This is a genomic window from Streptococcus sp. SCPM-O-B-23252 (M501) (genome assembly GCF_058200355.1).
This window is the reverse complement of sequence record NZ_JBYQGS010000001.1, coordinates 313105-338139: the sequence shown is the minus strand read 5'-3', so window position 1 is coordinate 338139 and position 25035 is coordinate 313105. Positions and strand designations below refer to the sequence as shown.

Below are 25035 nucleotides of genomic sequence, written 5' to 3'. Positions count from 1 at the left end.
CTCTTTACCTTCTATTTTTCAACTGTAGGACCATATACTCGAGAGCATTTTGAAAACTCACATTCCGTTCCCACATCAGTTTGGCCAAGACCAATTTTTCTAGATAGTCTCTTCCTAAGGACTGACTGATGGAGCGTGCAAAGAGCAATTCCAACAAGCGAAAGGCTTGGGCCTGCTTTTCTTTATCATCCGTCTCTTGAACCAAGCGAGAGACCAGTAAGTAGATATGCGGATCTGCTTTTAGACAAGCTGCAACGAAACGCTCACACTCCCTCGCCAGATCGAAAAAGGAGGTATTCTGAGCGAGAATTTGAGCCTCTTGGAAACCTTGACTAAAGTTGGCTAACAGATCTGCTTGTTGAAGCAAGAGACCTTCCTGAAGGAGATACTCTTTTAGGAAATCTTGGTTTTTTGGAAAATGGACCTGCTGCGCCCGACTTTTTATGGTCGGGAGAACCAGTTGCTCATCTGCTGTCAGCAGAAAAATATGAACTTCACTCTGAGGTTCTTCAATCACCTTGAGGAGGGAATTGGCCGCATTGACATGCATCCGGTCTGCATCGCAGATGATAAAGACTTGCTTGGATCCTTCGTAGCCTGACTGAGAAAAATGCTGGATCAAATCCCGGATCCGATCCGTTTTGATGATTTGATTGACCGGTCGGACAACCGTTACATCTGAGAATTCATCCTCTTCAATCAAGCGACAAGCCCGACAAGTCCCACAGGGCCAAACACCCTTCTTGTCCGTACAAAAGAGACTTTGGGACAAGAGCTGGGCCATCTCAAAACTGCCAAAATCTCCTGTAAAGAGATAGGCGTGGCTCAAGCGGTCCTGTTCTAAAATAGCTTGGAAGCGATCGACTAACTGAGGTTGAAGTTTTTGCACTTGTTCTAACTTCATTCACTAATCTCCAAGACTTCTTTCAATAATAGCCAAGTATCCTCGACCACCTGGTCAAAAGGTTGACTGGCATCAATTTTCACCACACGTTGTGGTTCTTTTTCGAGGATGGCCAGATAGCCTTGACGGACTTTCTGATGGAGACTGAGTCCTTCTAGATCCAAGCGATTGACTTCACGGCTAGCACTCTTAGCAATTCGCGCCAACCCTTCTTCTACATCAATGTCAAAGTAGAAGGTCCGATTGGGTTTCAGACCATCAGTCGCAAATTGGTTCAACCATTCAATATCTGCTACTGCTAATCCACGCCCAAAGCCTTGGTATGCTACCGAACTGTCGATAAAACGATCCATGATAACTAGCTTCCCTGCTTTCAAAGCTGGAAGGACACGTTCTGCCAAGTGTTGGCGACGACTGGCGATATAAAGAAGCAATTCTGTCTTGGGATCCATTTCCGTATGGGATGGATCTAGAATGACCTCGCGTATTTTTTCTGCTATTTCGACACCCCCTGGCTCCCGCGTGGTAATATAGGCAATCCCTGCCTTTTCCAAGCGTGGTAGCAAGGCTTCTAAAACGGAGGATTTCCCTGCACCTTCTGGGCCTTCAATTGAAATTAATGTTCCCTGTTTCATTCTCTTATCTTAACTTTCTATACTCATTTCTCTAGCATGCATCACTTCTTTTTATTTTACCAAAAATAGGGGTAAAAATCCTGTCCGAATTCGTGAAAATTGATGAAAATTATTTCCTATTTTTCATTTTTTTTGGTAAAATGTATGGTGAAAAATGAATAGGAGAACGAGCATGTTTAAGGCAAAAAATATTCTGGCCATTATTTTGGGGGCTGGCATTTTTTCTTTTGGAATCTTCTTTTTAGTCATTCCATTTCACTTTTATGAGGGAGGAGCTACAGGGATTACCCTGATTACCTACTACCTCTTTAAAATTCCCGTTTCGGTCATGAACTTGGCCATCAATATTCCCCTCTTTTTCCTAGCCTGGAAATTACTGGGGCTCCGATCCCTCTATCTCAGTTTGATTGGAACTTTTTCGGTCTCTATTTGGATGGCCATCTTCGAGCTGATCCCTGGAAGTCATCATCTTCAAACTGCAGTCTTTACGGCTCTTGACGGAGATATCCTTCTGGCCTGTATCGGATCAGGGGTTATCCTTGGAACTGGACTGGGGGTTATCTTCAACGCTGGAGGAACAACAGGTGGAACCGATATTGTCGCACGTATCTTTAACAAGTACACGACGCTTTCCATGGGACGCCTCATGTTGATTGTGGATGCCATCGTCTTGACAACTGTTTTGATCGTCTTTAAGGACTTCCGAATTGCAGCCTACACCCTCCTCTTTATCCTGATTGACACCGTCGTCATTGATATCGTCGGTGAAGGAGGTTTTGCAGGAAAAGGATTCCTCGTGGTTACATCTAAACCGGATGAAATTGCCAAACAAATCACGACTGATTTGGGCCGAGGAGTCACCTTCGTAAACGGCATGGGCTATTATAGCCAACAAGAAATGAAGATTGTCTACTGCGTGGTCTCACGGAATGAAATGAAACAAATGAAAGATATCATCAATAAGATCGATCCATTTGCCTTCATTACCATTACAGAAGCCCACGAAATCCTAGGAGAAGGATTTACCTTGGATACCAACAAGCAACCCATTGCTCGCTAAAACAAAGAGCCTGAGAATATCTCAGGCTCTTTCTTTATTTAAAAGGCTTTTGCAGATGTGCGACTAATTTCATCCACACGAATACCATTTTCTTCAAATTTCTTCTTGATAACTTCCGTATCGGTAATGCCATCAATCTGAACTTCGATAACGACATGATCATCTTTGGTTGGGATATTGACTGTATTGGCGATATTGTATCCTTCTTCTACAATCAAATGAATGATTTGTTCTAGAACACCAACCTTATCTTCTGTCACAAAGCGAACACGAACTCCTTCTTCTCCATAACCGGATACTTCGAGGAAGGCACGGAAAATATCACGGTCTGTGATGACACCGGATACTTGGTCATTGTCTACAACCGGAAGAATTCCCACCTTGTTCTTATACATGAGATAGGTCGCATCTTCGAGGCTGGCAAATTTAGAGACAGTAATGACATCACGAAGCATGACATCTTTGACCTTGGTCTTGTTCAACAGATAGTTCATCTCAAAAATAGACAAGCTTGTTGCTTTAGATGGACTTGCTTCTGCAATCGTGCCCTCTGTCACCAAGCCGACCAATTTGTCATTTTCAATGACTGGCAAGCGGTGCAAGCCTTGTTCCCGCATCAAATCTGCCGCATGAGCAATTGTTGTATCTGGACTAATATACACTACTTTACGGGTCATAAAATCTTTAACAGCCATAATCATTCTCCTATGCTTTTCTTAGTTTTATTATACTTGATTTTTAGAATGATTTCAAACGCTTTCAGCAGTTTTCTCTTGTTTTCAAAATTTAGAAAAATCAAACAAGAGAGATGAAAAAAGAAAGGCCTTTAGGACCTTTCCTTTCAAACAAACTTTAAAAATCTTATCCACCAAGGTAGGCCTTGCGGACATCTTCTGATGCTAAGAGTTCTTTTCCTGTTCCGGACAGAACCACTTTTCCTGTTTCCAAAACATAACCGCGGTCTGCGATGGCAAGGGCCTTGTTGGCATTTTGCTCAATCAAGAGAACGGTTGTTCCTTGTTTTTGGATATCTTGTATGATATCAAAGATTTCTTGAATAAAGATTGGAGCCAATCCCATAGAAGGTTCATCCAAAAGCAAGAGTTTTGGTGTTGACATAAGTGCACGACCCATTGCGAGCATTTGTTGTTCCCCACCAGATAGAGTAGCGGCATCTTGGTTCTTCCGTTCTTCCAAACGTGGGAAACGTGAGAAGACTTTCTTCAAGTTAGCTTGATTTTCTTCTCGATCTTTCTTCAAGAAAGCTCCCATTTCCAAGTTTTCCATAACGGTCAAGCCTGGAAAGACGTGGCGGCCTTCTGGAACTTGAGAGAGTCCAGCAGCTACAATTTTTTGAGCCGGAACCTTTTGAATCTCCTGACCCAAAAACTCGATTTTCCCAGCACTTGGACGCACCAAACCTGAAATGGTACGAAGAATAGATGTTTTCCCAGCACCATTGGCACCGATAAGAGAAACAACTTCTCCTTCATTGACTTCGAAACTGACATCACGGACAGCCTGGATCATGCCATAGTGTACAGAAAGATTTTCAACTTTTAACATAGACATTAGGCTTCACCTCCTAGATATGCTTCGATTACGCGTTTGTTATTCTTAATTCCCTCTGGCGTACCATGGGCAATCAAACGACCATATTCCAATACATAAATCCGTTCTGTTACTTCCATGACCAAGCTCATATCGTGTTCGATCAGCATAATCGTAATATTAAATTCTTTTTGAATGCGACGGATCAATTGGGTCAATTCTGCTGTTTCTTGAGGGTTCATTCCTGCAGCAGGTTCATCCAAGAAGAGAATTTTTGGCTCTGTAGCAAGGGCACGAACGATCTCCAAGTGACGTTGTTGTCCGTAAGCTAAGTTCTTAGCCAAGGTATCTGCTTCTTTTTCCAAACCAAAAATGGCTAACAATTCAAGAGCTTTTGCTTTCAATGCTTCTTCATTTTTGTAATAGCTTGGCAAACGGAACAGACTAGCAAAGACATGTGGTTTATGGTGATTGGCAAAGGCAATCAAGACATTGTCCAAAACGCTCAAATCTTTAAAGAGACGGATATTTTGGAAGGTCCGTCCAAGACCACCTGCAGCGATTTTATAAGGTGCTTTACCATTTAATAGGTGACCATCTAAAGTAATGGTTCCTTCACTTGGTTCATATACCCCTGTTAGGAGGTTGAAGAGGGTTGTTTTTCCGGCACCGTTTGGCCCAATCAACCCAACCAATTCCCCTTCATTGAGTTCCATGGTCACATCCCCAACGGCTGTCAAACCACCAAAGTTTTTTGTTAAATTTTTTACTTCAAGAAGTGCCATTAGTTAGCCTCCTTTTTTGAGAGTAGTTTTTTCAAGCTGAATTCCCATGTTCCAAGAAGACCACCTGGACGGAAGATCATCACGAGAATCAAAGCCAATGAGTAAATGATCATACGTACACTTGAGAAGTCTTGAAGCACCATGTTCAAGATCCCCAAGACGATGGCTGCCACAACTGTTCCTGACATTGATCCCAAACCACCAAACACGACAATGATCAAGACATTAATAGTATTGGTGAAAGAATAATCTTTAGGAACAACGGAGCCGATAAAGCCAGCTTGGAGAGATCCAGCAATCGCCGCTGTGATCGCACCAAATACAAAGGCGATGACTTTGACTTTGGTCGTATTGATCCCAACAGATTCTGCTGCGATTTCATCTTCACGAACAGAGAGGGTAGAACGTCCAATTGGACTGCGTAAGAAGTTGATGGTAAAGATGGTTGTAATCACGACAAAAAGGTAAACCAATTGCCAGGTTGTAAAGGCTGGCAAACCAAGGATCCCAGCAGCACCATTGGTGAGAGTCCCACCATTAACGATCAAGATCCGGATGATTTCAGAAACCCCAAGTGTCGCAATCGCGAGGTAGTCCCCTTTCAAACGAAGGGTTGGAACCCCAACGATCAAAGCCACAGCACCTGCGATCAAAGCACCTAAAACCATCGCACCAAAGAACGCTCCATAGGTTGGTGATTTGGAGCCGAGAATGGCTGCAGAGTAGGCACCAATGGCCATAAATCCGGCATGACCGAGTGAGAATTGACCTGAAAAACCAACGATGAGGTTCAAACCAACTGCAAGGATGATATTAATCCCGATTTGTTCCAAAATTTGGATATAGAAGAGGTTGAGAACACCTGCTGCAACCAAGACTTGGATCAAGGCAAAACCTGCAATCAAAAGACCAAGCCAGACTAAATTCACTTTTAAATTTTGTTTCATGGCTTACACCTTCTCTTTCACATTTTTACCGAGGATACCTGCAGGACGGATAAGCAAGATCACAATCAAGATGGCATACACAATAGCATCACGGAAGTCTGAAAGACCAATCGCTGTAGCGAAAGTTTCCAATAAACCGATGACAAAGCCACCTAGGGCCGCGCCTGGAATGATTCCGATTCCACCAAGAACGGCTGCGACAAAGGCTTTGATCCCTGGTGTCATCCCCATCAAAGGTTCGATTGAGTTGTAATACAAACCGATCAAAACCCCACCAGCACCAGCTAAGGCTGATCCCAAAGCAAAGGTAAAGCTGATGGTCCGGTTTACGTTAATCCCCATCAATTGAGCGGCATCGCTGTCGACAGAAACGGCCCGCATGGCTTTCCCCATCTTTGTCTTTTGGATAATAAATTGAAGAGCGACCATCAAGAAAATAGACACTCCTAAAATCATCAACTGAATGTTAGAGATCGAAATGGGACCAAAATTGTAACGAACAGTTTCAATGACTTGTGGGAAGGAACGGGTATTGGCCCCTACAAAGAAGACCATCCCGTATTCGAGCAAGAAGGAAACCCCAATGGCTGTAATCAAGGCTGCAATCCGAGTTGAATGGCGAAGCGGACGATAAGCTAGGTATTCAATCACAACCCCTAAAATAGCTGTCCCAACCATAGCCAGAAGCAAGGCTACAAAGAAGTTAACCTTCAATGAGTTCAATAAGAAATATCCCATAAAGGCACCTACCATGTAGATATCCCCATGGGCAAAGTTGATCAATTTGATAATTCCATACACCATAGTATAACCAAGGGCCAAGAGTGCATAGACACTTCCCAAGATTAGACCGTTCACTAATTGCTGGAGCATTTGAACCATCCTTTCTAATAATAAAGAGCGAGGCCAGGAATTTTCATTCTCCCAGCCTCTTGTACAAACAACAAATGATAATTAAGGTTTAACCGACTCAACTGACTCAACTTTACCATCTTTTAAGCCAATCATAAGTGCAGATTTAACCGGATTATGGTCTTTGTCAATAGACATTGTACCAGTAACACCTTCCAAGTCTTTCAACTTCGCAAGGTTGTCTTTCAATTCGACAGAGTTCTTAGCACCTTTAGATGCTTCTGCAACCATGTAAACTGAATCATACGCCAAAGCTGCAAACATTGAAGGTTCTTCGTTGTATTTTGCTTTATAAGCTTCTACGAATTTCTTGGCTTTATCAGTCATTTCACCTTCAGTAGAGAATCCAGCTACGTAGTAGATGTCTGTAGCTGCAGCAGGTGTTGCTTGTTCAACGAATTTAGCATCGCTAAATCCATCACCACCAATGATTGGTTGTTTGATTCCCATACCACGTGCTTGGTTTACGATTTTACCAGTTTCAGTGTAGTACCCTGGAAGGACAATCGCATCGAAGTCTTTGTCTTTGATTTTTGTAAGAGCAGCTTGGAAGTCTGTATCCTTAGATTGGAAAGTTTCTGTTGCTACGATTTCACCTTTATAAGATTTCTTAAAGGCTTCAGCAATCCCTTTAGCATAGTCAGATGAATTATCGTAGTAAAGAACAACTTTCTTCGCTTTCAAGTTATCCGTTGTATATTTAGCAATGATTTGTCCTTGGAAGCTATCGATGAAGGTTGCACGGAAAAGGTAATCTTGACCTTTTGTCAAATTATCTTGTGTTGCTGATGGTGTTACCAATGGAACACCTGCTTTACCAGCATTCGCAACAGCTGCGGCAGTAGCACCTGAAGTAGCAGGCCCTACAAGAGCGTTCACTTTTGATTGAGTGACAAGGTTTGTAGTGATTGTAGCTGCTTCAGCTGTTTCAGATTTGTTATCTTTGTCTGTGACAACAATCTTCTTCCCATCAGCTCCACCATTAGCATTGATTTCATCAACGGCTAATTGAGCACCTTTTTGTTCAGCACTACCATATGCTGCTACTTCACCAGTTTTTTCAAAGTTAAAACCGATTTTTAGTTCTTTGCCGATTTCGTTACCAGTTGTGTTTGAACCTGAAGTTGAAACTTCACCACAGGCCGCAAGAAGAGCGACACTTGCAATTGTTAAAAATGAAAGAGCAAATTTTTTCTTCATTTGTAATAATCTCCTTAAATAATCTTAAAATAAATACATATTAAGAATATACCGAATTATCTGACAATTGTCAATATAAAAAACGCAATCCTTTAAATGATTGCGTTTTCTACTTGTGTTTCATCCTGTTGACGATGCAAACTTCCTACAAAATCACGATCCAATTCTTGAATATGGCAAATTTGAACCTTCTTTACAAAGCGTTCTTTTTTTAATTGCTGCATAATTTCAAGAACTTGAGGACTATCGACATAGACCTGGACATAGCGCATTTTTTTGGAATGATAGATCACATCCCCAATTTCCTGTAATTTCTTTGCATCTCGATTATAATACAATTTTACAATTAAGCCTGTTCTAGCTTGCTTCTCAAACATACACAATCCCTTTCTGCTTCTGTTACCAGTATAGCAAATTTCAGGTAAAAATACTATCTTTTTCTAGAAAGTAAAGAATGTCCTAAAAAAAACCTCTCCTGTCAAAGGAGAGGGCTGGATGGTTAAGATTTCTTATCCGAGATTGTTGTTAGCCATGATTTCATCGATGAAACCATAAGCTAAGGTTTCTTCTGCAGTCATCCAATTATCCCGTTCTGCATCAGCGTGGATTTTCTTGATGGTTTGACCTGAATTTTCTGCCAAGATTTTTTCCAATCTGTGACGTGTTTTCAAGAGGTGTTCTGCTGCAATGGCCATATCCGTTTGTTGAGTACCGCCACCAGTACCACCCATTGGTTGGTGGATCATGTACTCAGCATTTGGCAACATGAAGCGTTTGCCTTTGGCACCACTTGATGCAATGACAGTTCCCATTGAAGCTGCCATCCCCATGACAATGGTTTGGACGTCTGATTTGATAAAGTTCATAGTATCGACGATAGCCAACCCTGCAGAGACAGAGCCTCCTGGCGTATTGATATACATATAGATGTCTTTGGTATTATCTTGGGCATCTAAGAAGAGCAATTGGGCAATAATCGAATTGGCCATTTGGTCTTCTACTGGTCCTGTTACCATAATAATACGGTCTTTTAAGAGGCGTGAGTATATGTCGTATGAGCGTTCACCACGACTGGTTTGTTCAATAACTACTGGAATCATTCATTCATCTCCTTTTATCCATTATAACCGGCACCATCTCATGAGTTTCATCCGGTTGATTCGAGAGGCTAGCTCTCCTTCCATTCTTTATAAAAGCTATTATATCCCATTGGTCAACAAAGGTCAAATTTTTACTTTCCCAAAGAAGGATTGGACAGGCGCTTATTTGGTACCAAACAAGCGGTCTCCAGCATCTCCCAAACCTGGAACGATATAGCCATTTTCGTTAAGGCGTTCATCCAAGGCTGCTGCAAAGATTTCTACATCAGGATGGGCTGTTTGAAGAGCTTCTACACCTTCTGGTGCCGCAACTAGGCAGACAAACTTAATATGGCTTGCACCACGTTTCTTTAATGAGTCCACCGCTAAGATTGCAGAGCCCCCAGTAGCCAACATTGGGTCTACCACAAAGATTTGACGTTGGTCGATATCCTCTGGTAACTTCACCAAGTACTCAACTGGTTTCAAGGTTTCTTCATCACGGTACATTCCGATATGCCCAACTTTGGCAGCTGGTACCAAACTCAAGAGTCCGTCTACCATCCCGATTCCTGCACGAAGGATTGGGACAATTGCTAGTTTTTTACCAGCAATTTGTTTTTGAACCGTTTTTGTGATCGGTGTTTCGATTTCTACATCTTCAAGAGGAAGTTCGCGCAACACCTCATATCCCATCAACATAGCAATTTCATCAACTAATTCACGAAAAGCCTTTGTAGAGGTATCAGTCCGACGCAAAATAGACAATTTATGCTGAATAAGTGGATGTTTAATAACTTCAAGTTTTCCCATTGTAGTTCCTTCTTTCTCTATATTCATCTTATTATATCAAAAAGGAAGAAAAAGGCCTACAAATATGCAAACCTTTTCTTTTCTTATTTTAATGGCTATCTTATAACCACTCCTTGTACTTACCAATATAATAGTGTTTGACCAGGGTGACGCTTGCCATATAAAGGAAGAGAATCCCCGCAAGTAATAGGAAGTAGAGGCTATTCAGTGGCGCTACTTTTAACAAGGAAGCCAATGGGCTATATGGTAAGAAGGTAATCAAGAGCGCCCCCAATAGAGTCGTTGCCATGACAGCAAGGGCTGGCCGACTTTGAACAAAGGGTAATTTTGGAGAACGAAGCATATAGATGACCATAGTTTGGGACCACATGGACTCGATAAACCAGCCTGTTTGAAAGAGCATAATGAAGAGTCCTGCACTATCTGCACCATGAACATAGCCATATCCTGTAATCATTGGTACGATAACAAAGTAGAGAATGATAAAGGTCAGGATGTCAAAGATAGAGGAAATAGGACCGAGCCAGGCCATAAAGCGGGTAATGGATTTTGCTTCCCAGATTCTTGGTTTCTTCAAAAAGTCCTTATCCACTCGGTCGAAAGGCAAGGCAATACAGGAAAGGTCGTAAACCAAGTTTAAGACGATGAGATGGATAGGCGCCATCGGAAGGAAAGGAAGGAAAATACTAGCAAAGAGAAGAGAGAAGATATTTCCGAAATTAGAAGAAACAGTCATCTTGATGTACTTGGTCATGTTGGCATAAACTTTGCGGCCTTCTACCAAGCCTTTTTCGAGGACCATCAAGTCTTTATCCAGAAGGATAACATCTGCTGTTTCTTTGGCAATATCGACAGCTGTATCAACCGAAATCCCCACATCTGCCACTTTCATAGAAGGAGCATCGTTGATCCCATCTCCCATATATCCGACCTTGTGGCCATTTGCTTTGAGTTGCAAGATAATGCGTGCTTTTTGATCTGGAGATAATTTTGCAAAAACGGTGGTGGTTTCGACTGCTTGGGCCAAGTCTGAATCAGAGAGACTGTCGATATCGCTACCCAGCAAAATGCGGTCAACATCCAGTCCCACCTTTTCACAAACCGCTTGGGTCACTTTCTCATTATCACCCGTAAGGATTTTAGTAGCAACTCCGTATTCCGCAAGGGTATTGATGGCTGGTGCTGCAGATGGTTTTGGTGGATCTAAGAAGGCTAGGTAGCCCGTCAAGATCATGTCTGCTTCATCTGCCACTTCAAAGGCATAGCCTTCCTCAAGATTTGATTTGTAACTAACCCCTAGCACGCGCAAACCTTGTTCATTCAGTTGAGCTACTTCTGCCAAGACTTCTTCCCTCACTTGGTCTGTTAGGGGGATAATCTTATTCTTGTATTCCACATAGTTAGAGACTGCTAGCATTTCTTCCAGGGCCCCCTTGGTGACCATGCTCACGACTCCCTGCTCATCTTTGACAATGACACTCATCCGCCGGCGTTCAAAGTCAAAAGGCAATTCATCAATTTTTTGGAAGCTTTGGTCCAAGCCTCTGACAATCTCATGTTTCTTAGCTTCTCTTTCTGTCCGACTGATAATAGCGCGGTCCATCAAGTTTTTGAGGCCGGTTTGGAAGTAAGAATTGAGATAGGCCCGACGAAGGACGGACAAATCCAAGTCCCCACGAATGTCGAGTGGGTATTCGAGTACAATCTCATCTTGGGTCAAGGTTCCTGTTTTGTCGGTACAGAGGATATCAATAGCGCCTAGATCTTGAATAGCATTGAGCTTTTTGATGACCACCTTTTCTTTGGCCATGATAATGGAACCCTTGGCCAAGCTAGCGGTGATAATCATTGGGAGCATTTCTGGAGTCAAGCCCACCCCTACACTAAGGGCAAAGACCCCTGCTTCCAGCCAGTCCCCATCTGTCAAACCATTGATAAAGAAGACGATGGGTACCATGACCATCATGAGTCGGATCAACAACCAAGAGATGGTGTTCATTTCTCGTTCAAAAGAGGTTGGTTCATCATAAGTATTGATGGTTTGCTCAATCGCTCCCATCATGGTTTCATCCCCAACGACCAAGACCAAGGCTGTTGCTCGACCTGAGATGACGTTGGTCCCCATGAAAGCTAGACTTTCACTCTCCAAAAGACTGTCCAGATTTTGGCCAGTCGCTTTTTTCAAGCAAACTTTTTCGACAGCATCGCTCTCTCCAGTCAAACCAGACTGTTGAACAAAGAAGTCTCGAGAATCTAACAAGACCACATCTGCTGGGATCATGTCGCCTGCACTCAATTTGATCAGGTCTCCCACAACGATCTCATCAATGGGAATTTCTTCTTCTTTGCCTTCTCGAATCACCGTTGCAGTATTGACAATCATGCGAGAAAGGTTGCTAGCAGCCTTGTCACTTCGCAATTCTTGGATAAAGCGAATCCCTCCAGAGAGAAGAACGAGTACAACAATGATGAGAGAGGTCGTTGGATCTTCCTCTCCTGGTTTGGCTAACCAAACATTGGTCACCAGAGAAACAAGGGCAATGAGCAGTAAGATGACCGTGAAGGGATTGATGATGGATTCAACAATCCGTTTCCAGATAGAATTATCTTGCCCCTTTGTGAGGACATTTTCTCCATAGCTATCACGGTTTTCCTCTACTTGCTCTTCCGTCAAGCCAGACCAGCTTGATTGATAGGTTGCTAAGGTTTTTGTCTCTGCATCTTGTAATGCAGCAATGAGTCTTTCTTTTGTTGTTTGCATTGGAATCTCCTTTTAAATCAGGAGCCAAACGCTTATAGAGTCCCGATGACACAAATCAGCGATTGGCTGGCTATGTGCGGTTCGGGATGATCGTCGATTTGTATCATAGTGCTCTCCTTTTCTACTTGATAGGTGAAAGGCTTCTTAAGCACAAGAAAAGAGCCCTCCCCTTTTACAGGTAGGACTCATTAAACTCGTCGTTTATTTTTTAATGAAAATTCTCAAAAAATAGACCGTCCAAGCTTTAGCTCCGCAAGGCAATGAAATGAGCTTAGTCTTGACCTTTGCGATCAGGACTGTTGACCAACGAGTAGTGTCTCCACTGCTTTGCGGTAGTCATCCGTATCCTTGTGGTAGCCTCACCTACCGTTATTCCCCTTGAGTATACTCCTCCCCTATAGAAAAGTCAACCCTTAAAATCAACCTTTTTTAGGAAAATTTGTTACAATCCGATCGACAATCTCTTGGACTAGGGTTTTCGGAGCTGCCACATTCAAACGGGCATGTTGCTTCCCTTCTACTCCAAAGTCTGTCCCTTTATTGAGAATGACCTTAGCCTGGTCATGAAGTCGAGCATGGAGTTCTTCCTCTGACAAACCGTAGGCAGAAAAATCAAGCCAGAGTAGATAGGTCCCTTGCGGTTTCATCACACCAATGTCTGTCTGCTCACGCAAAACTTCTACAGTGTAGTTGATATTTTCTTCCAAGACTTCCTTTAAGTCCTCTAACCAAGCCTTTCCATTCTGATAGGCTACTTCGGTGGCGATAAAGCCAAGGGCAGAAATTTCATGTTGATTGTTTCGCAACTGCTGAGCTTGGAAGGATTTTCTTAGTGCATCATTTTCGATGATGACATAGGAATTTTTTGTCCCTGCGATGTTGAAGGTTTTGGTCGCACTCGATAAGACAAGGGTGAAGTCCTTAAAGCTTGGATCTACCGTATTAAAACATACGTGCCGATTTCCAAATAGCACCAAGTCTTGGTGAATTTCATCTGAAACAAGCAAGACCCCATGTTTTTGACAGAGACGACCAATCTTTTCTAGGACTTCTCGTTCCCAGACGCGACCGCCTGGGTTATGAGGATTGCACAGGATGTAGAGCTTGACTTGGTGCTCTTCAAAGTCTTTCTCCAATTGCTCAAAATCAATTTGGAAGAGTCCATCCACTTCTACTAAGGAATTGGTCACTAATTTGCGTTGATTGAGGCGGACGCTACGGGCAAAGGGTGGATAGACTGGCGTATTGATGAGAACAGCCTCGCCTTCCTTGGTGAAAGCCTGAATAGCCGTTGAAATAGACGGAACCACACCCTCCATAAAGACAATGGCTTCCTTCTCAAACACATATCCATGCTCTGACTTTTCCCAATTCTGAACAGCCTGGTAAAGCTCCTCGCTAGGATAGGTGTAGCCGTAGACCAATTGATCCGCGTAATCTCGAATGGCTTGGCAAACCGCAGGCAAGGATTCAAAATCCATATCTGCAATCCAAGCAGGAAGAAGTTCTGGATCTTGCTCTGACTCCTTCCACTTGCTAGTATGATGCCCCAAACGATTAGGAACAGTCAAAAATTGTTCTTTTCCCATGATGGACTCCTATCTAGCCAATGCTTGTTCTAAATCCTCAATCAAATCCCGTGCATCTTCAATTCCGATGGAAAGGCGAAGCAAGTCATCCGTTAACCCATAGGAATGACGAACCTCGGCAGGAATATCTGCGTGGGTCTGTGTAGTTGGGTAGGTAATCAAACTCTCCACTCCACCCAAGCTTTCTGCAAAGGTAAAGACCTGCAAGTGGTTCAAAATGGTTGGAATCTTTTCTTGGTGGCTTACTTTAAAGGAAACCATGCCTCCCTTGCCGGTATACAAGACTTCCTTAACAGCTGGATGCCCCTTCAAGAATTCCACTACCTTCTTCGCATTTTCTGTAGAACGCTCCATACGAAGGGCTAAGGTTTTTAAACCACGGATCAATTGGTAGCTGTCAAAAGGAGAGAGAACAGCTCCAGTTGTGTTTAAGTTATAAAAGAGCTGCTCATAGAGGCCTTCATCATCAGTCACCACAACACCAGCTAAAACGTCATTATGACCCGCTAGATATTTGGTCGCTGAGTGAAGGACGATATCTGCTCCTTCTTCAATTGGACGTTGGTAGATAGGGCTATAGAAGGTGTTGTCTACAATCACTTTTGCCCCTTTTTCATGAGCGAGTTTAGCTAATTTCTGGATGTCAAACTCCAGCATGAGTGGGTTAGTAGGCGTTTCAATATAGAGAATATCCACCTCTCCCTTCAATCCCTCTACCAACTCTTCTTCTGAATTTGCATAGGTAAAGAAAAAGCGTCCTTCTTGTTCCATTTGGTTGAACCAACGGAAAGAGCCTCCATAAAGATCTCTTACTGCCAAAACCTTACTGCCAACAGGAAAAATACTAAAGGCTAAGACAATGGCAGACATACCTGAGCTCGTCACCAAGGCATGCTCTGCACTCTCAATAGCTGCCAAGGTCTTTTCAGCGTTTACCCGCGTCGGATTCTTGGTACGGATATAGTCAAAACCAGTAGATTGACCAAACTCTGGATGCTGGTAAGTGGTTGAAAAATGAAGCGGAGTAATCAAAGCCCCTGTTGCTGGATCCGACTTGATTCCCGCTTGAGCTAGGATGGTGTTAATATTCTTTTTGCGACTCATACAAACCTCCAATGGACGTAAATTCAATTGTCTCTATTGTATCACTTCTTTAGATGATTCGGTTTTTCATTTTTCAAGAGCTAGATATAGCTTCAAACTATAATGAAAAAAGAGGTGGGATAGACCCAACCTCTACTGGTTATGAAATATGAAATTTATTTCGAAGACTGGCTGCCTTGCTACCAATGAAGCGATCTAAGAAACGAAGACGAAGACCGAGGCCACCGTATACGACGATTCCCACACCACCAATCAGAGCTACATAGATCATACTGGTCACTCGACCATTTGGTTTGATGACCAAGCCAAGGATCAAGCCTGCAACTAGGACTACTAAGAGCATGATCAAGGTGAGAATAGCTGTCAATAAGCTCCGTTTAAAGACTGTCTTGCGATTGAAATGAGTCACCTGATGAATTTCCTTGTACATAAGGACAATCGGAATCATGAGACCAATCGTAGTAGAAAGAAGAGGACCATAGGCTTTAAAGAGATAAATGAACGGTACTTGGAGAATCAGTTTTACCAATACTCCATAAGCAAAGTAAAGAATTGCCTTCCGATTTTGGAAAAGAGCCTGGATCATTGGAGAAAGGACCGTATACAAGCCTAGGATGACCGTTTGCAACATCGCTAGGATAAAGAGTCCCAAAGCTAGGGAATCAGGTTTCCCGTAAAAGACCGTATAGAGAGGCTCTGCAATGGCTACTGCTCCAATCGTCGCTGGAAGCAAGAAGGCTACTAGCATGGTCAAATTATCTTGAACCAGCTTACCTGCAGCCCGGAAATCACCCTTGACATAGTTCTCTGTAAGGAGAGGGATTCCCACCCCACCGATCGATGTCGCAACTGCAATTAAAATCATGGTAATCTTGTTCGGATTCGCTGAGAAGTAACTGAACTGAACCAAAAGCTCTGAACGAGTGAAGTTGGTGAACCAAGACATGACATTGCTATAGGTCATCTGGTCGATAATTTGAAAGAGTTGAATGGCTGATCCTGTCACAATGAACGGAATCGCTTCACGAATAGTATCCCACAAGAGAGCCTTGGTATCAATCTGGCTATCAGACTCCGGGCGATGGATAATGTGCTGTAGAAGCTCTGTCTTCCAGAGGTAATAGACGAGGACTAGAAGACTCGCTCCCATCCCAATAAAGGCTGCAAAAGTGGACTGGGTCACGGCTTCAACGTAATCACCTGAGCCGACTTTCATAATGAAGTAGGCTGTCAAGAGCATCCAGATAACCCGAATCACTTGCTCAGCAATTTGACTGATAGCATAAGGTTTCAGATTGTTATGCCCTTGGAAGAAGCCACGAATGACACTCATGGAAGGGAAAATGAGGACCGCCCAAGACAGGCTCTGCATGACAGGGATTAGGTCTTTCCCACCTCCTGATAGGTTTGCAAAGACTGGAGAAAGCACATACATAATAATGGCAAAAACCAAGCCCAATAAAGACATGAACTTAAGGAAGCCACGAATCATGGCAAAACTGTGTTCTTCTTGACCCTTGGTATTATACTTGGCCACCTGCTTAGCGACTGCTACTGGGACGCCTGCTGTTGAAATCAGCAAAAACCAAGCATAGATATTGTAGCCCATAGTGAAGAGACCGTTTGCCTCTGCGCCATGTTTGCCCATCCAGATATACCAAGGGATGATATAGGCCGCTCCTAAGAGACGACTAATGAAATTGCTGGCTGTTAACCAGACTGTACCTCGAAGCATCTGGGCCTGTTGATTACTTGTTTCGTTACTCATATGTTTCCTCTACTTTATAGTCTTCTTTCATTATAAACTTTTCCTTTACACTTGTAAAATAAGGTCTTTCAGTTTAAAATAGGATTATGATAAAGATAGAAACTGTACTAAACATTTTAAAAGAGGATCACAACTTTCGTGAGATCCTACAAGACGGAGAATACCACTATTCAGCAAGTGGTGTTTCTTTTAATCAAATAAGCTACGATAGTCGAAAGGTCAACGCTGAGACCCTCTTTTTTGTCAAGGGGGCAAATTTCAAGAAAGAATTTTTGGAACAAGCAATCGAGAAAGGTCTCCAGTGGTATGTCGCTGAGCAAGACTTTGAGGTCAGCATCCCTGCCATTATCGTTACGGATATCAAACAGGCTATGAGCTTGATTGCCATGGAATTCTATGGCCACCCTGAGCGCCAGCTAAAACTCTTAGCTTTTACAGGGACCAAGGGCAAAACGACTTCTGCTTACTATGCCTACAAGATTCTTGAGCAAGGACACCGTCCAGCCATGCTATCCACTATGAATACAACCTTGGATGGCAAGACCTTCTTCAAATCAACCTTGACCACTCCAGAAAGCATTGATCTTTTTGAAATGATGGCCCAAGCGGTTGCCAATGATCGGACCCACCTGATTATGGAAGTTTCCAGCCAAGCTTATTTGGTGAAACGGGTTTACGGTCTGACCTTTGATGTCGGTGTCTTCCTCAACATCAGCCCTGACCATATTGGACCAATTGAGCATCCAACCTTCGAAGACTATTTCTACCACAAACGTCTCTTGATGGAAAATAGCCGTGCTGTTGTCGTCAATAGCGATATGGATCATTTTGAGATTCTTGCGGAGCAGGTTGCTGAGCAAGACCACGACTTCTACGGTAGTCAATCAAGCAACCAAGTCCACAATTCAAAAGCCTTTAGCTTTTCGGTCACTGGCAAGCTGGCAGGAGATTATGATACCCAGCTCATCGGTCACTTCAACCAAGAAAATGCTGTGGCAGCAGGTCTTGCCTGCCTTCGCCTAGGAGCGAGCCTCGGGGATATCCAAAAAGGGATTGCTAAGACGCGCGTTCCTGGCCGAATGGAAGTCTTGACTCAGAAAAATGGGGCCAAGGTCTTCATCGACTATGCCCATAATGGAGATAGCTTGAAAAAACTGCTCTCAGTTGTCGAAACCCATCAAACGGGGACCATTTCACTAGTCCTTGGATCAACCGGTAATAAGGGAGAGAGCCGCCGCAAAGACTTTGGCTTACTTTTAGAAGAACATCCTGAGATCCAAGTCTTCCTCACAGCTGATGATCCCAACTATGAAGATCCTTTGGCTATCGCTGAAGAGATTAGTAGTTTCATCACGCGACCTGTCGAAAAAATCGCAGATCGCGAGCAAGCCATTCAAGTGGCTATGGCAACGACCAGCAAGCCTGAAGATGCTGTTATTATCGCTGGAAAAGGAGCTGACTGCTACCAAATCGTCAATGGCGTAAAAGAAGAATATCCGGGTGATGCCGCCATTGCTGAACGTTATCTATAATCAAACGAAACAAGGCTAGGAAATTTTCCTAGCCTTGTTTATTGTTTGATAAACATCAGCCTTTCCTTGTCCAAGTCCACTGCTAATTCATATTTGCCTTCATCATTTTTGCGGATATAGCCTAAGACTTCTAAACTATCGACAAAGATATCTCTGCGCTTTTGCTGGACTTCTTCTTTTTTGAGGAACTTGAGCAAAAAGCTGGTCATATACTTGAGAGCATACTCGGGATTGACATCGCCCAAAATAGCATAGAGCTTTTCTTGTTCCTCTGTCAATGGATATTGGTGTTGCACCTTGTAGAAGTAATTGGAAAGAGTCTGTGCATGTCGTTCGAAGTCAGTCTCATCTATGAGAATTGCTGCATTGGTCGTGTTGCGGAGTTCTGTTTGGAAGACCTTGGCTTTTAATTCTTGATAAACTGCACTGTCCTCTCGAACAAAGACCTCTTGATCCAGTTCAACTCGATCAGCTGACTCTAAGAAAGGCAAATTGAGAGTGTAGCGTTTATTTTCTCGAAGGATGAAGCCCGCTTTGATATACTCCTCCATCAGCTTATCCACTGGTTGATCTGGAAATTGGGCCTTGATTTGCCGCAGGATCACATCATCCTGCTGGTCCAGATAGTTGATCAAGTCCTTGAAAAATGGCTGACGTGTCAAACGTGTGGGATTAATGATTGTTATCATAAATAGATCTCGTTTACTGTTTTATCGGTTAGCTCTTATTGTAACATAAAAGTTATCTTAAGCGAAATCAATGCAAAAGGATAAACTCTTCATTTTATTGTTAGTCATAAATGGGCCTAAATAGGGCTATAAAAAAACAAGGGGCAAAAAGATTGCTTCGATTTTTGCGGGAGTAAAAACTGGGCAAAATACTTCTCCACTTCTCGTATCAATTACATAAAAACGACCAAAGGATTCAACTAACCAATCGCTGACAACAAAAATTCCTATAATAAATCACATTGATTTAATACAATTAAGAGCCATTAAAACTTCTGCTCCCTCGTCTTTATTTCTAAGCTCAACTCGGCCTTTGTGCAGTTTTGCAACTCTGCATACAAAACTAAGTCCAATACCATAATGTTGCTCTTTAACCGATCTAGCTTTATCCATACGATAAAAGAGCTTCCCAAAATTAGTTAAAACTTCCTCTGGAAATTCAGAGCCATTATTCCATATCCCTATTTTCAATTCCTTCCCCTCTTGCTCTACCCTAATTTTAATTTTAGGATTCTGTTTATCTGCATACTCCAAAGCATTTGTTAAAATATTTTGTATTGCACGAATCAGAAGAGATGGATTTATATAATAGCTTTCAGTTCCTTTCAAATTTTGTTCAAAAGAAAACTTCATCTGATTTTTTATCAAAAAAGAGACTTCTTTCTCTAATTCATTGATAAAATCTGAAGAAGAATACTCCGTCCAACCTATCTCATCATCATAGTAAGTTTTAGAATAATGAATCAACTGATTAAAATAATCAAGCAAGCGTTGACTAGCATGAACTATATCTGCTAAACATTCTTTAGACTGCTCATCTTTAGTGGACGTGTGCAAAAATTCTGCATTCCCTTTGATGATAGTTAAAGGTGTCTTCAAATCATGAGACAATGCTGAAACCTGAAACATCAAGTCTTCTTTCTGTTGCTTCTCATCATCTAATAGCTGTCGAATACGATCCTGCATCACAATAATTCGATTTCCAGTCTCACGAAATTCCTTAACTGTTAATCTTTCTGTACATTCGCTTTCTAGCCACATACTCTTTTCATAAATCAAAGTCATTTCATAACTCAGTTTTTTCAACAATTTTCCAATGTGATAACTTATTAGAACAATCAATAAAACACAAATATATATCCATGATGACACATTGAAAAAAATTGATAGAACACCACTATTTTTTAGAGGTTTCCCGTCTTCATTTATTTGTATAGATACTGAAGCTAAGGGAATAAGATAGGCCATTAGTAAGCCAAGACTAAACTGCCAAATAATTCTCCAGCAGGTTTCTCGAATTAATTGTCTAAAACTTTTGACTCTACCCATTGATATCCTCCACCGTACAAGGTTTTAATTGGATTCAGCTGATAAGGTTTCAGCTTTTGACGAATTTGATAAATATACTCTGAAACCGAACGTAAAAGAGCTTCTGAACTTTGTGGATATAGATAATTATAAATTTCCTCAATTGAGTATATTTTATTTGGGTGACTTGCTAGAAGGCTGACAATATCAAATTCCCTTCTTGTCAAGGCAATCTTATCATTCTTTATAAATAGTTCCTTACTATCAGTATATAGTACAAGTTTCCCGCTTTTTATCTGATGAACAGTTCCTTTAGTCCGTTCTTCACGACGTAGGTGCATTTTAACACGTGCTAAAAGCTCCTGCATACTAAAAGGTTTCATAATATAATCATCGGCGCCTGCATTGATTCCAGCTACCAAATCTTCAGCCATATCCTTAGCAGTTATAAAACAGATAGGAACAGTTATCTGATCGCGAATCATCTGACAGATTTCTAAACCACTAACAGGCATCATAATATCTAACAAAATCAAGTCAAATTCTGTAAAATCACAAAGATCAATCTCTTCTATGTTATTTCGTATAACTACTTCATATTTTTCATATTCTAGTACCTTTTTTATTAGGCGAAGAATAGCAAGATCATCATCTACCACTAATATTTTGTAAGCCATAACTCACCCCCTTGAATATATTATAACACTAACTGAGAAAAAGACAGGATATTCCCTGTCTTTAGCGTACATTTCTTTCTCTAAGTATCAGTGTAGCAACTACAAAAACAAGTAATAACCAAACTATTTGTATCCCTAAGCCTTGCCACACTGGATAATAAAGCGACAAGGGATGGGTATAAAAACAATTCATACTAGCTAGTAATGGTAAATTTCTAAAAAAAGAACTGAATTGTAGTAGCATTTGTCCCAACCCCAATAAAAGGGATAAACTTATTCCCAAAATTAAGATAAAAGACTGGGAAATAAATACAAAAATACCACTTAAAAGAGCGAAGGTTAGAATAGAAATACAAGCTGGAAATAGAATTGTTAGAACATGTTTAATATTGCTCAAAAGATTGATATTGTAATATCCTTGGGCAAGTAGTATACATACTGATATTACAGCTAGCAATAATACAATTTCCACACATAACACAATAGCTAGTTTACATATTATAAATTTTAAACGATTTGGACATGTAAGAAAACTTGTACGAAGGCTAGAACCTGTAAATTCTTGACCTATAAATAGTACAGCTAGACTAATAAAACCTGCCTGTCCTAAATAGAGACTTTGCAGTAGCTGTTCCAAAACAAAGTGTAGAGTCAACTGATCTGGTTTACTATTTAAAAAAATAACCATCGGCGGAACACAAAGTAATAGAGCACCTATAATCAACCAATGCCAAGGATTCATCATAAACTTGAGATACTCACTTTTAAATTGCTCTTTCAACTCATTCCCCTCCTCCAACATCTGACTGAAGCACGCGGTAAACTGCCAAAGCCAAGAATGACAAATTCCAACAAAGTAAAAGCAAAATATTTTGTAAACTATTCTGTTCTAACATTTGAGGAGATGTAGCAATCAGTCCATAGCTCAATGAAACTGGAAGAAATTTTGCAATTGATATATGGTCGGCTAAGAATGTTCCTAAATTGTAGACTTGAGGAAGCAAAAACAATAGGGGAACAAGGGCTTTTTTAAATGTTAAAGCAAGAATATAGGCTAGAAGTCCCAACAATGTCCAAGCTATGCTGTCCAAAAACATATAGAACCAAACTGTCCCATTTAGTGAAAATAGCAATAAACCATCTTGTCCTAAAACATAATGTGTCATGTTAATCGTCAGAAATATTGATAGGAAGGAAATGACAAAAGAAAATACCAGCCAAATTAATGTCTTTGAAACTAGGAGAGTAATTCGACTCGTATTAGAGAGGAGGCTTGTGCGAATAGCAGAGTCTTTATACTCTTCAGCTCCGTAGATTGAGCCTAAGATAATCATAAAAAAAATGCCAATTAGAGTAACATCAAATCCTAAAAATTCAATAGGTGGAATAGCTTCTACTAACTCTGGATTTGTCTCTGGTGTAGCATGGATACCAACTGAAACAATTTGAGATGCACCAATATTTGCTAAAAATGTTTGAAATACTAGTATCAAAAATAGTACAACATGAGTAGCTCTCTTATAAAGTAATTTCAAGATTTCAGAATGAAGAGAGTAAATAAGTGCCATGTCAATTTCCTCCCTCTGTTAAACTAAAGAAAACTTCCTCCAGTGAAGAAAGATTTCTCATCACTTCTTGTAAAGTCCCTTTTATAAGAACTTTGCCTTTATTTATGATGACCACATCATCTGTCACTGCTTCCACTTCCGATAATATATGAGATGATAGCAAGACGGTCTTTCCTTCTTGAGCTTGTTTTTTTATAAACTCTCTAAACCACCGAATTCCTCTTGGATCCAAACCATTTGTCGGTTCATCCAATATCAGATATTGAGGATTTCCTAATAGAGCTGTTGCAATCCCCAAACGTTGTCCTTCTCCTAATGATAATTTTCCAATTTTAGATTTTTTCTTATGACTAATATCCACCATATCCAAGACTTGCTCAATTCGCTGACTCGATATCCCATTACTAGCAGCAACAATTTTCAAATGATGATAAACAGTCCGATCATCAGGAGCTCCTACACTATCAAAGGAAGCTCCTACAATCTTTAGAGGAAATTTTAATTCCTTATAAGTTTGACCTCCAATTTTGGTAAGACCAGATGTTGCTTTGTCTAATCCTAATAAGATACGTAAGGTTGAACTTTTACCAGCTCCATTTGGACCTAGGAAAGCAGTTACTCTGCCTGCTTTTGCTTCAAAAGAAATATCTTTTAAAATTTGAGTTTGACCATATGACTTACATAGATTTTTAATGGTAATACTTTGTTCCATAGATTTCTCCTATTCAATTTGTTGTATCATTTGAAACAAGTATATATTAATCAATAATTTTCGGATTTTTTTCAGGATTTTACTTTTTGTAGAACTGTTTTCATCAAAATAATCTCATCAGATATATAAACCAACAGATGAATTATAGACTATCCTTTATTCCCTTAATCATTTAAATTCTTTTCAAAACTGGAATGCGCTTCAATAATCTTATTGATTTAACAGCTAGAATTTGTCGTAAACGGAAGCAATCTTCTTATCAAAGAGGTTTGTATAAAAGCAGAAAATCTCATTCAACGCCAGTTCGAAGCATCCAAGCCAATGGAAAATGCTATACGGATGTGACAGAGTTTTCCATTCCAAATAGTAGCCAGAAACTGTAATAGTCACCAATTTTAGATGGTTCCAACAATGAAATTATTGCCTATAATTTTTCTACGTCACCGAACCTGGAATAACTGAGAAATATGCTAGAACAAACCAATTAAGGTAAAAATAAAAAAGGACTCTGTCCTGTGCAATACAGAATTAAATCCCTTTTAATAAATTATTTGTCTAACTTTTTAGGGTCAGTACTAAGCGTTTTTTCGATTTTTCAAATGCAATATATTACACTTTATTTCAATTCATACTCTATCTTTTTCCTAAAGCCTAGTTTTTAAAGTGAAAAATTATAAATTGATACAGTCCAGTGTGAGAAAAAATCTTGAATCCTTAGACTCAAAACTACATCATGGAACTTCCTGGATTGCTGAAATGATCCACTGGATAATTTCACTTAACGTCCGCACTCACCAAAGGAAAGTATTGAAAAATTATTCTTATTTAGTTTGATGAGACTCTTATGAACTGTATCAAAGATTCAGAATATTGTTTCATGAATCCGAATAATCCATCTACTTTTCTTTAAACTGTAGATAGGGAGACTGAGCTAACTGACTCGGGTTGGTCCCAGGCTGATCTAGGGGAACGGCTAGGCCAAGCTCCTTGTAGTAATCCAGCCAGAACGGACTAATCTCCTCTTCCTCATCTCCAAACTTCATGGGAATGGTTTCAAAGATAGGAAGTAGTTCAGCGATGAACTGGGAACAATAGAAACCAGCTCCATCTGGATAAAAGGACGCATTGTAGGGAGCCCCTAAAAGGTTTTCTGCCCGCTTTTTAACCTCTGGACAGTCAATCTCCGCATAGCGATAAAGGTCATAGACTTTCTCAGCTTCAAAGAAATCTTCAGGGGATTGGGCAAGAACACCGCCTTCCATCGTAGCATGATAGCTTTGCCCGTCCAAAAAGATGGCCACATGGCTGTAATGACCAGTAGATGTCTGAATGGCCTGCCCCATTTCCGTATCTTCTCTCACAAAAATCAAATCGCCATTTTCTAACATGATCTCCTCCTAAC

Annotated in this window: 24 protein-coding genes, 1 pseudogene and 1 riboswitch; of the genes and pseudogenes, 3 read left to right on the top strand and 22 right to left on the bottom strand. The window is 41.1% G+C overall.

The window, feature by feature from the left end:
* Positions 1 to 4: 4 nt before the first annotated feature.
* Together AC3E6G_RS01605 and tmk are read right to left on the bottom strand one after the other, a co-directional pair.
* A complete protein-coding gene (locus tag AC3E6G_RS01605) occupies positions 5 to 904 on the bottom strand; it encodes a DNA polymerase III subunit delta' (protein ID WP_048789563.1) in 900 nt (299 codons plus the stop codon).
* Positions 901 to 1539 carry a dTMP kinase gene (gene tmk, locus AC3E6G_RS01600; RefSeq protein WP_048715350.1) on the bottom strand — a complete coding sequence of 213 codons (639 nt, stop codon included), beginning with the start codon at positions 1537 to 1539 and terminating at the stop codon, positions 901 to 903. Before tmk ends, AC3E6G_RS01605 begins: the two co-directional genes overlap by 4 nt.
* Positions 1540 to 1711: 172 nt before the next feature.
* Between tmk and AC3E6G_RS01595 the strand changes: the two genes are divergently transcribed.
* The gene (locus tag AC3E6G_RS01595; protein WP_490700298.1) at positions 1712 to 2599 is read left to right on the top strand and encodes a YitT family protein; all 888 of its coding nucleotides are present in this window, start codon (positions 1712 to 1714) and stop codon (positions 2597 to 2599) included.
* Between the two features lie 38 nt (positions 2600 to 2637).
* On the opposite strand, the gene AC3E6G_RS01590 is transcribed toward AC3E6G_RS01595, so the two are convergent.
* The 13 genes from AC3E6G_RS01590 to AC3E6G_RS01530 form a co-directional block, all read right to left on the bottom strand.
* Positions 2638 to 3294 (bottom strand): CBS and ACT domain-containing protein, encoded by a 657-nt coding sequence (locus AC3E6G_RS01590; RefSeq protein WP_048789562.1) that lies wholly within the window; start codon positions 3292 to 3294, stop codon positions 2638 to 2640.
* Between the two features lie 166 nt (positions 3295 to 3460).
* The gene (locus AC3E6G_RS01585) at positions 3461 to 4171 is read right to left on the bottom strand and encodes an ABC transporter ATP-binding protein (RefSeq protein WP_006595831.1); all 711 of its coding nucleotides are present in this window, start codon (positions 4169 to 4171) and stop codon (positions 3461 to 3463) included.
* Positions 4171 to 4935: an ABC transporter ATP-binding protein gene (locus AC3E6G_RS01580; protein WP_490700297.1), complete on the bottom strand. Its 765-nt coding sequence runs from the start codon at positions 4933 to 4935 to the stop codon at positions 4171 to 4173. Before AC3E6G_RS01580 ends, AC3E6G_RS01585 begins: the two co-directional genes overlap by 1 nt.
* On the bottom strand, positions 4935 to 5882 hold the full coding sequence (locus AC3E6G_RS01575) for a branched-chain amino acid ABC transporter permease (protein ID WP_070588767.1): 948 nt from the start codon (positions 5880 to 5882) through the stop codon (positions 4935 to 4937). Before AC3E6G_RS01575 ends, AC3E6G_RS01580 begins: the two co-directional genes overlap by 1 nt.
* Positions 5883 to 5885: 3 nt before the next feature.
* A complete protein-coding gene (locus AC3E6G_RS01570) occupies positions 5886 to 6755 on the bottom strand; it encodes a branched-chain amino acid ABC transporter permease (protein ID WP_009731472.1) in 870 nt (289 codons plus the stop codon).
* An 81-nt stretch (positions 6756 to 6836) separates the two neighbouring features.
* Complete coding sequence (locus AC3E6G_RS01565; RefSeq protein WP_006595827.1) at positions 6837 to 7994, bottom strand: ABC transporter substrate-binding protein; 1158 nt, start codon at positions 7992 to 7994, stop codon at positions 6837 to 6839.
* A gap of 92 nt (positions 7995 to 8086) precedes the next feature.
* Positions 8087 to 8371, bottom strand: coding sequence for a DUF2129 domain-containing protein (locus AC3E6G_RS01560; protein ID WP_048689712.1), 285 nt, complete (start codon positions 8369 to 8371; stop codon positions 8087 to 8089).
* A 132-nt stretch (positions 8372 to 8503) separates the two neighbouring features.
* A complete protein-coding gene (locus tag AC3E6G_RS01555; protein WP_023024046.1) occupies positions 8504 to 9094 on the bottom strand; it encodes an ATP-dependent Clp protease proteolytic subunit in 591 nt (196 codons plus the stop codon).
* Between the two features lie 162 nt (positions 9095 to 9256).
* Entirely contained in the window at positions 9257 to 9886 is a 630-nt protein-coding gene (upp, locus tag AC3E6G_RS01550; RefSeq protein WP_048689715.1) for a uracil phosphoribosyltransferase, read from the bottom strand.
* A gap of 100 nt (positions 9887 to 9986) precedes the next feature.
* Positions 9987 to 12647, bottom strand: a complete 2661-nt coding sequence (gene mgtA / locus AC3E6G_RS01545) for a magnesium-translocating P-type ATPase (protein WP_490700296.1) — start codon at positions 12645 to 12647, stop codon at positions 9987 to 9989.
* 223 nt (positions 12648 to 12870) lie between these two features.
* Positions 12871 to 13025: riboswitch (M-box (ykoK) riboswitch) on the bottom strand.
* A gap of 41 nt (positions 13026 to 13066) precedes the next feature.
* Positions 13067 to 14236 (bottom strand): MalY/PatB family protein, encoded by a 1170-nt coding sequence (locus tag AC3E6G_RS01540; RefSeq protein WP_490700295.1) that lies wholly within the window; start codon positions 14234 to 14236, stop codon positions 13067 to 13069.
* Positions 14237 to 14245: 9 nt separating this feature from the next.
* Positions 14246 to 15340, bottom strand: a complete 1095-nt coding sequence (locus AC3E6G_RS01535) for a cystathionine gamma-synthase (protein ID WP_490700294.1) — start codon at positions 15338 to 15340, stop codon at positions 14246 to 14248.
* Between the two features lie 139 nt (positions 15341 to 15479).
* Complete coding sequence (locus tag AC3E6G_RS01530; RefSeq protein WP_490700293.1) at positions 15480 to 17108, bottom strand: putative polysaccharide biosynthesis protein; 1629 nt, start codon at positions 17106 to 17108, stop codon at positions 15480 to 15482.
* Between the two features lie 86 nt (positions 17109 to 17194).
* On the opposite strand from AC3E6G_RS01530, the gene AC3E6G_RS01525 reads away from it, so the two are divergent.
* Complete coding sequence (locus tag AC3E6G_RS01525) at positions 17195 to 18640, top strand: UDP-N-acetylmuramoyl-L-alanyl-D-glutamate--L-lysine ligase (RefSeq protein ID WP_490700292.1); 1446 nt, start codon at positions 17195 to 17197, stop codon at positions 18638 to 18640.
* Positions 18641 to 18678: 38 nt separating this feature from the next.
* Here the strand turns inward: AC3E6G_RS01525 and AC3E6G_RS01520 are convergent, their stop codons facing one another.
* From AC3E6G_RS01520 to AC3E6G_RS01495, 6 genes are all read right to left on the bottom strand, one after another.
* Positions 18679 to 19329: a DUF1803 domain-containing protein gene (locus AC3E6G_RS01520; RefSeq protein ID WP_490700291.1), complete on the bottom strand. Its 651-nt coding sequence runs from the start codon at positions 19327 to 19329 to the stop codon at positions 18679 to 18681.
* A gap of 276 nt (positions 19330 to 19605) precedes the next feature.
* A complete protein-coding gene (locus AC3E6G_RS01515; protein ID WP_490700290.1) occupies positions 19606 to 20697 on the bottom strand; it encodes a sensor histidine kinase in 1092 nt (363 codons plus the stop codon).
* Positions 20667 to 21353, bottom strand: coding sequence for a response regulator transcription factor (locus tag AC3E6G_RS01510; RefSeq protein WP_049528276.1), 687 nt, complete (start codon positions 21351 to 21353; stop codon positions 20667 to 20669). The genes AC3E6G_RS01515 and AC3E6G_RS01510 overlap by 31 nt, the downstream gene beginning before the upstream one ends.
* A 61-nt stretch (positions 21354 to 21414) precedes the next feature.
* Positions 21415 to 22134, bottom strand: coding sequence for an ABC transporter permease (locus AC3E6G_RS01505; protein ID WP_490700289.1), 720 nt, complete (start codon positions 22132 to 22134; stop codon positions 21415 to 21417).
* A gap of 1 nt (position 22135) precedes the next feature.
* On the bottom strand, positions 22136 to 22921 hold the full coding sequence (locus tag AC3E6G_RS01500) for an ABC transporter permease (RefSeq protein WP_350012056.1): 786 nt from the start codon (positions 22919 to 22921) through the stop codon (positions 22136 to 22138).
* Between the two features lies 1 nt (position 22922).
* Positions 22923 to 23633, bottom strand: a complete 711-nt coding sequence (locus AC3E6G_RS01495) for an ABC transporter ATP-binding protein (protein ID WP_490700288.1) — start codon at positions 23631 to 23633, stop codon at positions 22923 to 22925.
* A gap of 215 nt (positions 23634 to 23848) precedes the next feature.
* Between AC3E6G_RS01495 and AC3E6G_RS01490 the strand changes: the two are divergent.
* Positions 23849 to 24088 (top strand): annotated as a pseudogene (locus AC3E6G_RS01490) (IS3 family transposase); the annotation flags it as partial.
* 441 nt (positions 24089 to 24529) lie between these two features.
* Here the strand turns inward: AC3E6G_RS01490 and AC3E6G_RS01485 are convergent.
* Complete coding sequence (locus AC3E6G_RS01485; protein ID WP_490700287.1) at positions 24530 to 25021, bottom strand: YiiX/YebB-like N1pC/P60 family cysteine hydrolase; 492 nt, start codon at positions 25019 to 25021, stop codon at positions 24530 to 24532.
* Positions 25022 to 25035: the final 14 nt, after the last annotated feature.

Bases quoted from the DNA above. Each gene is read 5' to 3' on its own strand.
- AC3E6G_RS01605 (WP_048789563.1), bottom strand. From the start codon at position 904: ATGAAGTTAGAACAAGTGCAAAAACTTCAACCTCAGTTAGTCGATCGC.
- tmk (WP_048715350.1), bottom strand. From the start codon at position 1,539: ATGAAACAGGGAACATTAATTTCAATTGAAGGCCCAGAAGGTGCAGGG.
- AC3E6G_RS01595 (WP_490700298.1), top strand. From the start codon at position 1,712: ATGTTTAAGGCAAAAAATATTCTGGCCATTATTTTGGGGGCTGGCATT.
- AC3E6G_RS01590 (WP_048789562.1), bottom strand. From the start codon at position 3,294: ATGGCTGTTAAAGATTTTATGACCCGTAAAGTAGTGTATATTAGTCCA.
- AC3E6G_RS01585 (WP_006595831.1), bottom strand. From the start codon at position 4,171: ATGTCTATGTTAAAAGTTGAAAATCTTTCTGTACACTATGGCATGATC.
- AC3E6G_RS01580 (WP_490700297.1), bottom strand. From the start codon at position 4,935: ATGGCACTTCTTGAAGTAAAAAATTTAACAAAAAACTTTGGTGGTTTG.
- AC3E6G_RS01575 (WP_070588767.1), bottom strand. From the start codon at position 5,882: ATGAAACAAAATTTAAAAGTGAATTTAGTCTGGCTTGGTCTTTTGATT.
- AC3E6G_RS01570 (WP_009731472.1), bottom strand. From the start codon at position 6,755: ATGCTCCAGCAATTAGTGAACGGTCTAATCTTGGGAAGTGTCTATGCA.
- AC3E6G_RS01565 (WP_006595827.1), bottom strand. From the start codon at position 7,994: ATGAAGAAAAAATTTGCTCTTTCATTTTTAACAATTGCAAGTGTCGCT.
- AC3E6G_RS01560 (WP_048689712.1), bottom strand. From the start codon at position 8,371: ATGTTTGAGAAGCAAGCTAGAACAGGCTTAATTGTAAAATTGTATTAT.
- AC3E6G_RS01555 (WP_023024046.1), bottom strand. From the start codon at position 9,094: ATGATTCCAGTAGTTATTGAACAAACCAGTCGTGGTGAACGCTCATAC.
- upp (WP_048689715.1), bottom strand. From the start codon at position 9,886: ATGGGAAAACTTGAAGTTATTAAACATCCACTTATTCAGCATAAATTG.
- mgtA (WP_490700296.1), bottom strand. From the start codon at position 12,647: ATGCAAACAACAAAAGAAAGACTCATTGCTGCATTACAAGATGCAGAG.
- AC3E6G_RS01540 (WP_490700295.1), bottom strand. From the start codon at position 14,236: ATGGGAAAAGAACAATTTTTGACTGTTCCTAATCGTTTGGGGCATCAT.
- AC3E6G_RS01535 (WP_490700294.1), bottom strand. From the start codon at position 15,340: ATGAGTCGCAAAAAGAATATTAACACCATCCTAGCTCAAGCGGGAATC.
- AC3E6G_RS01530 (WP_490700293.1), bottom strand. From the start codon at position 17,108: ATGAGTAACGAAACAAGTAATCAACAGGCCCAGATGCTTCGAGGTACA.
- AC3E6G_RS01525 (WP_490700292.1), top strand. From the start codon at position 17,195: ATGATAAAGATAGAAACTGTACTAAACATTTTAAAAGAGGATCACAAC.
- AC3E6G_RS01520 (WP_490700291.1), bottom strand. From the start codon at position 19,329: ATGATAACAATCATTAATCCCACACGTTTGACACGTCAGCCATTTTTC.
- AC3E6G_RS01515 (WP_490700290.1), bottom strand. From the start codon at position 20,697: ATGGGTAGAGTCAAAAGTTTTAGACAATTAATTCGAGAAACCTGCTGG.
- AC3E6G_RS01510 (WP_049528276.1), bottom strand. From the start codon at position 21,353: ATGGCTTACAAAATATTAGTGGTAGATGATGATCTTGCTATTCTTCGC.
- AC3E6G_RS01500 (WP_350012056.1), bottom strand. From the start codon at position 22,921: ATGGCACTTATTTACTCTCTTCATTCTGAAATCTTGAAATTACTTTAT.
- AC3E6G_RS01495 (WP_490700288.1), bottom strand. From the start codon at position 23,633: ATGGAACAAAGTATTACCATTAAAAATCTATGTAAGTCATATGGTCAA.
- AC3E6G_RS01485 (WP_490700287.1), bottom strand. From the start codon at position 25,021: ATGTTAGAAAATGGCGATTTGATTTTTGTGAGAGAAGATACGGAAATG.